8 protein-coding genes are annotated in these 12,625 nt (G+C 36.7%); 4 read left to right on the forward strand and 4 right to left on the reverse strand.

Features of this window, described 5'->3' with window-relative positions; all coding sequences use genetic code 11:
• Positions 1-163 precede the first annotated feature (163 nt).
• Together HGR01_RS26690 and HGR01_RS26695 are read left to right on the forward strand one after the other, a co-directional pair.
• Complete coding sequence (locus HGR01_RS26690) at positions 164-2,368, forward strand: AAA family ATPase (RefSeq protein ID WP_045871021.1); 2,205 nt, start codon at positions 164-166, stop codon at positions 2,366-2,368.
• Positions 2,365-5,565, forward strand: coding sequence for a DUF2357 domain-containing protein (locus HGR01_RS26695; protein ID WP_045871022.1), 3,201 nt, complete (start codon positions 2,365-2,367; stop codon positions 5,563-5,565). The genes HGR01_RS26690 and HGR01_RS26695 overlap by 4 nt, the downstream gene beginning before the upstream one ends.
• Positions 5,566-5,649: 84 nt before the next feature.
• Here the strand turns inward: HGR01_RS26695 and crtB are convergent, their stop codons facing one another.
• The 3 genes from crtB to HGR01_RS26710 all read right to left on the reverse strand — a co-directional run bounded on the left by crtB (position 5,650) and on the right by HGR01_RS26710 (position 8,075).
• Positions 5,650-6,549: a cyanoexosortase B gene (gene crtB, locus HGR01_RS26700; protein WP_045871023.1), complete on the reverse strand. Its 900-nt coding sequence runs from the start codon at positions 6,547-6,549 to the stop codon at positions 5,650-5,652.
• 86 nt (positions 6,550-6,635) lie between these two features.
• Positions 6,636-7,808 carry a DegT/DnrJ/EryC1/StrS family aminotransferase gene (locus tag HGR01_RS26705; RefSeq protein ID WP_045871024.1) on the reverse strand — a complete coding sequence of 391 codons (1,173 nt, stop codon included), beginning with the start codon at positions 7,806-7,808 and terminating at the stop codon, positions 6,636-6,638.
• A gap of 120 nt (positions 7,809-7,928) precedes the next feature.
• The gene (locus HGR01_RS26710; protein ID WP_155539296.1) at positions 7,929-8,075 is read right to left on the reverse strand and encodes a hypothetical protein; all 147 of its coding nucleotides are present in this window, start codon (positions 8,073-8,075) and stop codon (positions 7,929-7,931) included.
• Positions 8,076-8,489: 414 nt separating this feature from the next.
• Between HGR01_RS26710 and HGR01_RS26715 the strand changes: the two genes are divergently transcribed.
• Positions 8,490-10,040 carry a GAF domain-containing sensor histidine kinase gene (locus tag HGR01_RS26715; protein ID WP_045871025.1) on the forward strand — a complete coding sequence of 517 codons (1,551 nt, stop codon included), beginning with the start codon at positions 8,490-8,492 and terminating at the stop codon, positions 10,038-10,040.
• 613 nt (positions 10,041-10,653) lie between these two features.
• Complete coding sequence (locus tag HGR01_RS26720; protein ID WP_045871026.1) at positions 10,654-12,081, forward strand: IctB family putative bicarbonate transporter; 1,428 nt, start codon at positions 10,654-10,656, stop codon at positions 12,079-12,081.
• Between the two features lie 152 nt (positions 12,082-12,233).
• Here the strand turns inward: HGR01_RS26720 and HGR01_RS26725 are convergent, their stop codons facing one another.
• Complete coding sequence (locus tag HGR01_RS26725) at positions 12,234-12,527, reverse strand: WGxxGxxG family protein (RefSeq protein ID WP_045871027.1); 294 nt, start codon at positions 12,525-12,527, stop codon at positions 12,234-12,236.
• Positions 12,528-12,625 lie beyond the last annotated feature (98 nt).

Here is a 12,625-nt window from a genome sequence, read left to right on the forward strand (position 1 = left end):
TATTTGACAATTTTTGAAGATTAATAGGGAATATTTATAGCTAAAAATACTGGAGTAAGAGAGATAAAAATAGTTTATTCCAGTAAAACTACTAAACCCTTGTAAAAAATATTTATCTAGAATGTATAGATAAACTTAGCGTCAATATTTCTGAGGTTGAAGGGTGCAGAATTTATCAGACTGGGCGTTATCTGACTGGGTAATAGTAGGTTCAGCTGCATTATTTGTAGGGGTAACAGCATCCTTTGCTGGTGGTGCTGGTGGAGCAAGTGGAGCATTACTAGGAAGTAGTACAGGCGTAGTTTTAGGCGCTGCTATTTCGAGCAAAAGACAAGGGGATAGAGATACTGAGATAAAATTACTAAGACAACAGGTAGATCAGAAAAGCTCTTTAGAAAAAATCAAAGCAGAAATCACAAATTTAACACCACGCGTAACAGAACTACGAAGAATACACACGGAACTAGCAACCGTTGAAGGGCAATTTGTTCAAAAGCAAACAGAGTTACAGCAGGTTGAACTGAGGCTAACAACTCTGAATCAGCAAAAGCTGGAATTAGAGCGTCGAGTCGTTGCCATAAATCATCACAAACCAGACTTGTCTAATCTTGAAATACTACAAAAACAAATTGAGCAATTTAGGTTTGATAAAAGTAGTTTGGAAGGTCAAATTAATGCCCTACATTCCCAAGTTGAATCTTTAGAAGAACAGAAGCGATCGCTCATCAATATTGAAACAGAATTTTCTACTAAACAAAAACAGTTAGAGTTACTCAATCAACAAATAGCAGAGCATAAAACTACATCTCAAGAACTAGAGAAAAGAGCAGCAGAACTCGAATTATTAAGAGCTACCTATGATGGTATATTCAGCCAGAAACAAAGCTATGAAGAAAGAATCAATCAACTAAAACCAGAAATAGATAGGCTGAAATTCGAGAGACTGGAAATATTACATGCAATAGAAGAGAGTCAAGGAGAATATCACAAAATCGAACAATTACGGCAAACCTTATCGGAATTAAAATTTCAAATTCTAGATAAAGAATCCTATGTAAGACAATTAGAACGAGAAATTCAACATTTAAATGGTATTAAAGCTGGTTTAGAAGAGAATAATGCTAAATTACAACTAGAAAGAGACCAGCTTAATGACGAAATCAAACGCCTAAAAGGAGAAATTGAAAATATAGAAAATAGTTCTAGAGTAGCACTACAAGCATTAAGAGAAAAACTATGGCTAAGATTAGCAGAATCTAAGTGGGCTGTCGTTAATGCTCAACAAAGTGAACAAATTTTCTTAGAGAATTTTATTCAATATATTAATGGTCAAGGCTTAAATTTCCCAGAGCGTGTAATTCATGCTTTTCATACTTCTTTAAAAGTACAAGATATTTCAGCTGTGGTAATTCTAGCTGGAATTAGCGGTACAGGTAAAAGCGAATTACCACAGAAATACGCTAATTATATCGGCGCACAGTTATTAACTTTAGCTGTCCAACCGCGTTGGGATTCGCCTCAAGATTTGCAAGGATTTTATAACTATGTGGAGAAAAAATTTAAGCCCACTGATTTGATGCGCGGACTGTATCAATATAATCACGATTCAGCTATGCAAGACAGAATGGTAATTGTCTTGCTAGATGAAATGAATTTAGCGCGAGTTGAATATTATTTTAGCGATTTCTTATCTAAATTAGAAGCTCGTCGCAGTCACCCAACTTATTTAGAAATTGATGTTGGTAGCTTACCATTACAAGATAATGAACGTAGATTAAAAATTCCCAATGAATTCTTGTTTGTGGGAACAATGAATGAAGATGAAACCACTCAAACATTATCAGATAAGGTGCTAGATAGAGCTAATGTTCTCACATTTGGTAAACCGCAAAATTTAAAATTGCGTCAGCAAAGTAATAATCATGCTACCAGTGCTAGACCTTCAGGATATTTAGCTTACTCTGATTTTAGGGCTTGGGTGAAAACACCAGATCCTCATTCTCAAATTGTAGAGAAAGTAAAATCTTATCTCGATCGAGCAAATCAAGTAATGGAAAAAATGGGACATCCTTTTGCTCATCGTGTTTATCAAGCAATTACTCAGTATGTGGTGAACTATCCAGGGGTTGAAAACACTAATTCAGCAGCTTTTAAGTTTGCTATTGCAGATCAGTTTGGACAAAAACTGCTACCAAAACTACGAGGAGTGATGATTGATGAGTTTGCAGATGAATTGGAGCAATTAAGAATAATTATTGAAGAGATTAAGGATCAGCCATTGATTGCAGCATTTAAAAAAGCCCGTGCTGGGCGTTACGGACAATTTCAATGGCAGGGTTTAATTTATCAAGATGAAGTAGTACAATGAGACTCTATTCTAGCTTATTTGCTTATTTAAATGAGTCTCCTGTACTTATAGAGACTCTATTAAACGCACGCGATCGCCCAATAATTGCACTAGATCCAAAAGAGGAATTATCCGCGTCATCGTTTTTAATTCGGATTGCTGATAGAGTCTATGAAATTGCTTTCCCCTATCTAAAACCAACAGATATCAGTCAACATCCAAAGCAGTTAAAGTCTGTTTTTCCTGTAAAAATTTCTGGACACATATATCATCTACATATCACTGATGAAGTTCTAGATATTGAGACGATCAAAGATAAACAAGAAATTACCGAATGGGAACGTATTTTAGAGACACGTTTAGACAATACAACGTCTTTTCTCATCCGAATTTTAGTTGGAAATTTTGCCAATATATTTGATAATCATCAAAGTAGACAGCCCACAATTCTCGTTAGCCAATTACAACAAAAATTAAATCAATTTAATGTTGATGAGGCGAATATACCTATAGTAATTAGCTTAGAACGCCGTTATCAACTCCGGCGCAAATTAGAAGCGATCGCCTCTCATCTTCGTCACCAACTCAGAAGGCAAGCAGAACTCATGCCTTTGGGTAGAATTCAAGAAATGGATAGCTATTGTTTGAGAGACTATATCCGCCGTCCTGGTTCAACTCCAGCAGAAAAGGCGGGAGCCAAACAACAGTTAATGGGCATTCAAAGATATCAAGATTTTAACACGGCAGAAAATAAGTTTTTGGTTTATTTTAGCCAAATTTTATATTTTAATTGTTACCAATATCAACGGAGTGGTGCAAGTCAATATCTAGCAGAAATCAAAAAATTTAGTTTAACAATTGACTTATTCAAACAACAGCCAGTAGTTCAAGATATACAAGATAGGCGATATCAATTTACAAAACCTAACTATGTTTTACAACAAAACCCTATATATAGAAGCTTTTATCAAGCTTACTTAGAATACATTCAAAAGAAGTACGAAAAGGAGCGTTTATGGTCATTTCGTAATTATTTACTTGCTGATTCTATCTATGTTTTATTAACCGCAGCCCTATTACGTTTTCAAAACATAGGTTTCGCCGCTAATCTCAAGATTACTGGTACTAGTGTTCCTGAACAAGGGCGCTATATTGATCAACGAGAAAATCTAGCCGTTAAAGTATTTCTGAAAAATCAAGTCTACGTCTTTAGTTTGAAAAAAATATCTGAGGAATTCTCAAGTGATTTACTACTCACTGTAGACATTCATCAACTAGACTCAGCGCAATTAGAATTTCAGCAATTAGTTTTTCCAATTTGGGTATTTTGGTATCGTCCAAGTGATAACACACTCGCTCAAATCAATAAATATTTAAACAATTTAATGAATGTCCATAATATTAAACAAGCATGGATATTTTATTTACAATTACCGCCAAATCAATTTTCTCCACACGGAATTATACAGCCATTTACTAATAATGTTGATACAGTTAATCATCTCACTAACTATTTACAGAAAATTTCTCTTTTTAAAATTCTCCAGCCTTGTATAAATGAAGAAAATATAAATATTGTTACAGAAATTTTATACAATCAGCAGATTTTTTATAAAAGAGTAACTTTATCAATGGCTGCGATCGCAAATATTGTATCCAGTAAAATCAATATTCAATCTCTCAGACGACTAGCTAGTAACCACTCACAATATCAATTTGTACTAGTCAGTCAGTACAATATTTTTGCAGACATCCAGCAAAATTTACCAGAATTTATTTGTCTTAACCCCCTCTCTCAAGAGTTTCATAAAATATGGGAGAAAAAACTTGAGTGTAACTTACCGCTTTTTGGAATTTATCTCGATCAAATAGAATTCGCCATCGGTATCGCAGATAGTACAGGGAGAATATCAACACAATGGATTCAATTATCTAATCAAGAAAATGCCATTTCTTATGAAGGCGATCGCACAGTTTTAATCGGGAATATTCCTAGTTTAGAACAAAAATTTTTCCGCATAAAAAATAAAATAGCTAATTTACCTATCAGGGTAAATGGTGAGGACTACTGTAAACATGGTATACCACAAGACTATAAAATTGAAATTAAAGACTATGAAAGTAATGAAGATGTCCGCATAGGTATAGAGTTTCATCTGCAACCTGGTTCTTTTCCTGAACTTAAAGTTACAGATATAGATAGTAAATATAATAATATCAATACTTTTCTGGCAGATAGAATACAAATATCCTATAGCTATATTCCACCTGCAAAAATTACTAGCACTCGTCAGCAAGAATCTTTAAATCAAATTGCTCGGCTCAAAAGTCGTCAAGATTTTCAAGAATTTACAACTAATTTAATACAAATCTCTCAAGCTTTAGATAGTATTTTTACTATAAAAGATAATGATAATTTTCAAAACCTCTTAAAAGATACTTACAAAAAAATTGATAGGCAACCGCATAAAGTAGACTCATTAAAATTAGTCGATAGTTCATCTATCGATCCATCAATTATAGAGATAAAAGAAGTAATAATTAGCTGCAAAATTTACAGATTGGTTGATTTAATTTGTAAAACTATCAAAAATAATAATTTTAATAGCTTAAGCTTATCTCAGCAAAGAACTATAGAAAAAGCAATTATATTTACTGGTAAACTGTATAATTTTGCTCAATATTCATCATCAGATAAGCTGTTTAGCTTAACACAATTAAATACATCTAGCTTAAGAAATGAATATTTACAATGTCTTGCTAGAGTTGCAATAAATGAAAAGCGACAAAACCAATATTTTGATTGGTTTAACTCATATTACTCCTTAGAAAAAACTAAATATTTGTGGGGTTATAGTCGTATTTTACTTTGGTATTATAACTTTAATTTTCAAGCTAATTCTCTTAATTATCAAGAACATTTTAGATTAATTATGGAATATTTACTTAGTAAACCACATACAGGTTTTGATTACACTTATAAACAAAATGCATTTTTATCTTTGTTGTATTTATTGTCATTCCGTGAGCATGATAAAATATTTTGCCAAGAGGGGTCAAGAGAAAATTTAACAGCTACACGAGTTATTGAACATTTCAAACAGGATAGAATTATCCTTAACCAAGTAAGCAGTGAAAAACCACTCAATCAATATTTCCAAGAAATGATAGAAGGAACTGCTACTGAAAACGATTTAAATAATATTGTACAAGCTTAAATTTTGCATTTAGAAGTATATTTGTATTAGTCATGCTAAGAAAGAATAAATATTGGCGTTAGATTGTAGAGATTTACTCTGTATTTATGTTTCACTTTCACCTTCTAATGCTTTGTCTGAAAACATTGCAAAATAACTATTAATTTTATTCAATAAAGGCACTAATAATAGCAGCATACAAGCAGAATAAAGGTCACCACCCCAACTATCATGCAACCATTTAAAAGCTGCTTCTTGACCTGTGCCATGAAAAAATGTGAGTGCAGTATTACGAATAATATTGGCAGTAATACTAATAACCACAGCAACCATTAAAAACCAAGTTGTTGTCCGACGTGAGGATAAAGAATCTGTCCAATAAAGCAGCATTAAGCTGACATATATAGTAGTGAACAACATTTTCAACCCAGCACAATAGGGAGCTACTTCCACAATTCTGCCGCCTACATACAGATTTACTGAGTCTACTGTTACTGCCATACCAAACTGATTCAAAATGAAACCAGCTGTCCCAGCAATAAAACTTTGTAGAGGTAAAGTGTAAGGAGTAATCAAGTAAGGTACTGCTGTGGGAGTGGCTAAAAATACTAATAATAAAGGGAATCCTTGTAATCGTAACCCAGGTATACCCTTAAACCATAAACATAATCCTGCCAAGATAGTGGGTAAGGAAAGGTTTACCCATTCTGTTACACCACTTAAATACAAAACTCCCCCGACTAAAAGTAAAATAGCACCTAGAGGATTGAGACTATCTGGTAGTCTTTGCCATTTTTTTCTTCCTAGCCAAACTAGATAAGCCGCAAAGGGTAAACCAATCATCCCGTGGCTGAAATACTCATGCTCTGTACTAATATTCTTATGCAACCAACCATCTAACCAGTGCAGCAATATAGGCGCATAAAGTAGGATTAAAACGCCAAAAATTGCCAAATTCAGCAATTGTGCAGTATTTGTATTTTTTAGTTGTTGTGGAATTGCCATGATGTTAAGCACTGCAAAATTTATTGGTAGTTAATGCTTTTGTAGTCAGCACTTTAGTGCTTAAATTAACAGGAATAAATTCCCAACTACGAAATGTACATTAATTGTTGTTGACTGCTAATAATTGAACTAATTGCTGCCACAACTTCTTTAATTTGGCTACTGCTTAAACCGGGATACATAGGTAAGGATAATATTTGTTTTGCCAGCTTTTCTGCTTGGGGGAAGTCTCCCTCTTGATAACCTAAATTAGTAAATGCTGGCTGGATATGACAGGGAATTGGATAATGAATACCTGTCTGAATGCCATTTGCTGCTAGTTGTTCTTGGATTTGTTCCCGTGAGAGGGGGCAAGCATCATCTACTCTAATCACATAAAGATGATATACGTGCCCTGTATCGCTATCATTTTTTATCGGTAGAATGCCAGCAGATGCTAAGGGTAATAGTTCTTGATCGTACTGTTGAGCAATATTGTTGCGATCGCAATTCCAATTTTGCAAATATGGTAGTTTTGCCAGCAATACTGCGGCTTGTAAGGTATCTAGGCGGCTATTGGTGCCAAAATCTGTATGAAAATACTTTTTCGCTGCGCCATAATTCCGCAACCGCACCATTGTTTGCGCTATGTCTGCTTCTCGCGTCAATAACATCCCGCCATCCCCAAACGATCCCAAATTTTTGCTGGGGTAAAAACTATAAGCAGCTGCAATTCCCACTGAACCAGCACGATATCCTTCCCGTTCCGCTAGGTGTGCTTGGGCCGCATCTTCAAAAATTAGCAACTTGTATGTGTCAGCAAAGTCTAACAATTGGCGGGGCGATACCATCTGACCATAAAGATGCACTGGAATAATGGCTTTAGTGCAAGGCGTAACTACTTTTGCAGCTGCTTCTAAGTCAATTAAAGCAGTATGGGGATCGCAATCTACAAAAATTGGCTTGGCCCCAGCACGTAGAACTCCAATCAAAGTGGCGACAAAAGTATTCACTGGTAACAAAACTTCATCGCCGTTACCAATATTACAAGCTTGCAAACCCAGAGCGATCGCATCGGTTCCAGATGCTACACCCACACCATATTTTGTCCCAGAGGCTGCCGCAAATGCGGTCTCAAAATCCGTAAGTGCTTTTCCTAAAACAAAATCACCTTCGGTTAATACAGCCTCAATTGCTTCTTCGAGTTGACGTTGAATCGGTTGATGTTGTAACTTAAGCTCTACAAAAGGAATTTTATTACTAGTTGAATTTATTGGCATATTACTTTAATTTGAATACTCAGGTTTTATTTATGTGACTGATGCATGATTCCACAAGCTTAGGCGCAATTATTTGCGGTTTTTTACTAAAAATTCATTATTAGGAAAAATTACGATATTTTAATCATAAATATGCCTAAATCTGGCTGTAATGATATTTTTTGCCAAAGCAGATATGATGGCTGCAACTATATGTTGCCTACAATCATCAACAGCTTTGACATATCTAATATTAGGCTGAGTAAATAAGGCAGAATTTTTGCACATTACTATCCACTCTTCCAGAGATTGCACTTGGAAAATCTAGCGTCCAGCTATTGTAGGTAAAAAGAAATTCAGTTTAAGCACTAGAAATTTACCTAATATATGTAAGAATGGTACAAATTTTATGTCCCATCCTTGCTTAGTGTTATATTACCCAGTCTAAAAGACTAACTAACGCTGTCTAGCAGTAAAAGATAAAGTAATATGATTGCCACAACTTTGAAGAGAATTTTGACTATCGGTAATTACTAAGTCAGAGACGATTTCTTTCTAGATTAATGCCATCAGAGAAAATTTTTGTCCTGAGATTGTTGATCGGAGGTTAAATTGGGGAATGCTTAAAAATAGCAAATAATAATCCACAAACAGTGGTTATATAAACTACAGTATCGAGCAATTATCAAGGTAGTGATGCTAATGGTAGAGCCGGAAAACAAATTATTAGCCTTAAAGGATGGTTGGGCTTCCCAAGAACCAAAAGAAAAACAACGCCTAGAAGCATTGTCAGACTTGGGTTTGCGGCAGTCAGAAACAATTCCCGTATTTGAAGAAGCCACTCAAACTGCTGCTCATTTTTTGGAAGCACCTATTTCCATTTTGGGATTTGTAGATCAAGAACGTCATTGGTTCAAGTCAGCAGTCGGTCTATCTCGGCTAGGACTGATGAATCATTTGGCACAAAGTCGTCAATTATTACGGAGGGAATCTTTTTCCAGCCAAGTAGTTGATAGTTTTCAATTTTTAGTTATTAATGATACACATAAGATTACCGACCCAGTACTTGCTGGTAGCAAGTTGATACAGGAATATGGGATTCGGGCTTACTTAGGGGCACCACTAATTGATGCTTCCGGTCATTGTCTGGGCGCATTAGAGGTCATGGATTTAGTACCCCGCAACTTTACAACCAGAGACGTTGAGTTTCTCCAAATCATCGCGCGTTGGAGCATGAGTGAGTTTGAGCGCAATCGGCTGTTACAGAGTAAATCAGAAATTAGCGCTGCTAAAGCACCTCTGAGTTTGGCATTTAATAATGATAGTAACAGTGAGATCAAACTCAGCCCCTCTACTTTAGAAAAAGGCTCTTTTTCGACAAAAGAACTCAAACTAGAACTTTTAGGACAGCTAACTCAGGAGTTACGGACACCTCTGACATCTGTACTAGGTATGGCTAGTGTGCTTGGGCGGGAGATTTATGGGCCGTTAACGACCAAGCAAAGAGAATATCTCGATATTATTCAACATAGCGGTCGATATTTACTGTCCTTGGTCAATGAAATTACTGAACTAGGAGCAATGAATGAAAGCTCTAGCGATTTGAATCTAGCTCCTGTAGATATTGAAATGGTATGTCAACAAGCCATCAATACTCTAGAAGAAGCTGCTAACCGCCGCGAGCAAGATATTCGTTTATCTATAGAACCTGGACACAGCCGCATTTGTCCTTTAGATAAAGATAAAGTCAGACAAATGTTGTATCACCTAATTTTTAGCGTGATTCAGATGTCTGCTACTGGTAGTGTTGTTCGCATTCATGTTTCTTACAAAGAAAACATGTTGAACATTACGGTTTGGGTATCTCATCCTTGGTTAGGAGATGGAATCACTGAAGTCGATCCCTATTTTCGTCTTAGCCCCTTAACTCTGCTGGAACTGACTGGTGAGTCCTCACCTTACAATCTGCATCTAGACAATCATGAGCCAGTGGCAAACTTACCATTAATCATGGATGCCAAAAACTTGCATGATTCTCACTCCGATGTCTTGACTATGAATTCAGGAGTAGATGTGGCTCAACGTCAAAATGGTTTGTCTCGGGAAAGCTTAGGCTTATTACTTAGCTGTCAGCTAGCAGAATTACATGGGGGACAAATTTCTATTCAAGGTTCGCCAGAATCAGGATACCGCTATGTGCTTTCTTTGCCATTACAAGCGGTGACATCCGCAGAGACAGTTAATGATATGTAAGTAAACGTCAAAAACTGTTTATATCTGGAATTATGAAAAAGGGACTAGTACAGCACAGCGTAAACAAATAACGGCTTCCCAACAACTGCAACCCTTGTAGCCGTACTAGAGACTAAGATTTATAGTTCAGTAATATCGCACTTTTTCCAATCAGCAATTCCCAGAAAAATGTCATAAATCAGCATAACAAAGGAATATCCCCTAAACCCTTACACCTTTTTCCCAAACTTATGATGGGAACAAACTTCAACCAAATATGAAAATCTTTATTCCCTAGCCCCTATTTTAATTTAGACCCATGCGGGCGATCGCATAGCTCCTCCATCAAGCAGCTGGTATCTAAAATATCGGGAATGAACATAAATTTTCTTTTACTCAACAATCAGCACTGTATTTTCTCAATGACTAAATAGCTGTGAAAACTAGCACGCAAGTAAATTTGTCAGATTATGGGCAATAGTCCCTGGTTACAAGTCATCAGTACTGAATAATGATGATGGACTGTTAATCAAATTCTCCATTGACAATTTGCTTGATTACCATTTTATTTCTACCCGCATTATGATTAAGTCCAAGTCCTAAGCGGGCGTGCTAATTGCTCACAGCGTTTTTTATGAATTTAGTCTGGCAACAATTCACTCTATCGTCTTTGACGGTCAAAGAATATTTTGCTACTAGCTACCTCTACAGATCTACAGTAGGTCTGTTATCTGCGTGGCGGCAAAGTAGTATCTTGCTACAGTGGGGAGACACAATCGCATCTGCCTTACTGAGCATCATATATTGCCTAGCTCCCTTTGTTTCCACTACCTTACTCGGCTTGTTGTTAGCAGCTTGTGGAGTATTTTGGCTATTGCTAACTTTATCGGATGAAGCAACACCAACAAATTCCTCATCATTAACACCCATCCATCTGTTGGTATTGCTTTACTGGGCAGTTGCGGCAATAGCAACAGCATTCTCACCAGTCAAAAAAGCTGCCTTAAACGATTTCGTCACTCTAACACTGTATTTGGTGCTATTTGCGCTTTGTGCCAGGGTACTGAGGTCGTCTCGCTTGCGCTCTTGGTTAATTACCTTGTATCTGCATATATCGCTAATTGTGAGCGTCTATGGAATGCGGCAATGGTTTTTTGGCGCACCGCCATTAGCAACTTGGACAGATCCAGAATCGCCTTTGTCGAAAACTACTAGGGTATACAGTTATTTAGGCAATCCCAATTTATTAGCTGGATATCTTCTTCCCGCAGTAATTTTTAGCTTGGTGGCAATTTTTGCATGGCAAAGCTGGTATAAGAAGTCTTTAGCAGTAACAGCGTTAATTGTTAACAGTTCCTGTTTAGTACTTACTTTTAGCCGTGGTGGTTGGATTGGTTTAGTAGTTGCAGTATTAACTACATTGGCATTGCTAATTTATTGGCGAAGTTTGCAAATGCCTCCTTTTTGGCGGACTTGGTCTCTGCCAATTCTGATTGGCGGTTTATTAGGAATATTGCTGCTAGGAGTCATATTTATTGAGCCATTACGCCTAAGGATTTTTAGTATTTTTGCTGACCGTCAAGATAGCAGTAATAACTTCCGGCGCAATGTTTGGGATGCTGTCTTCAAGATGATTGGTGATCGCCCAGTTTTAGGTATTGGCCCTGGTCATAATGCTTTTAATAAAATCTATCCCCTTTACCAACAGCCTCGTTATAGCGCTTTAAGTGCTTATTCAATTTTGCTAGAAATTGCTGTAGAAACAGGCTTTATTGGTTTAGGCTGTTTTGTGTGGCTACTAATTGTCACCTTCAATACTGGCTACTTACAAATCAAACGATTACGACAGCTAGGCAATATCGAGGGATTTTGGTTAATTGGGGCGATCGCTTCTATGCTCGGTATGCTGGCTCATGGTACTTTTGATACAGTCTGGTTCCGTCCTGAGGTGAACAGTATTTGGTGGCTATTGGTAGCTTTGGTTGCTAGCTACTGGACACCTTTAGCTCAAAATAGGACTTCTGAGTTTAATTCAACGAACCCTGAACCTTCAGCCAGCTGAACATACCAAATTGTCAGCCACACTACTAGCAGTCAGGTTCGGTTAAGCATTTTTCATATCGCTTGTAATTTAGGAAAAGGGGTGTATCTTTGAATTCACCCTTTATTTTTTTCCCCTTAACCGAACCATATTTAAACCCCAAAATCAATTGTTTACTCTCTGTAGGTACTAGCACCTGGAGTACTGGGATCGCGATAACGAGTTGGTTCATCATCACGTCTTTTACCTGTCAAACCTGCTAAACCTAAAAGACCCAGTAAACCCAACCAACCCCAATCAAAATCATTGCGATCGTAAGTGGTTGTAGTTGGTGCTGTTGTGGTAGTTCCGGTGCTAGTTCCAGTGTCGCTATTAGTTTGGGCTTTTACAGGTGAAGTTAAGGTCAAAATGCCCATACTTAATGTCAGAACACCAGTACCAATTGCTTTAGTTAAATTCCGTTTCATGTGGTAAAGTTCCTCATCCCTTCCAAAGTTACTCACCACTGTATCGAGTCTCAACATGAAGAAAATCAATCTGCGGCGATAAACTCAGAAGTTGTGTA

The sequence above is a fragment of the Tolypothrix sp. PCC 7712 genome (assembly GCF_025860405.1).
Classification (GTDB): domain Bacteria; phylum Cyanobacteriota; class Cyanobacteriia; order Cyanobacteriales; family Nostocaceae; genus Aulosira; species Aulosira diplosiphon.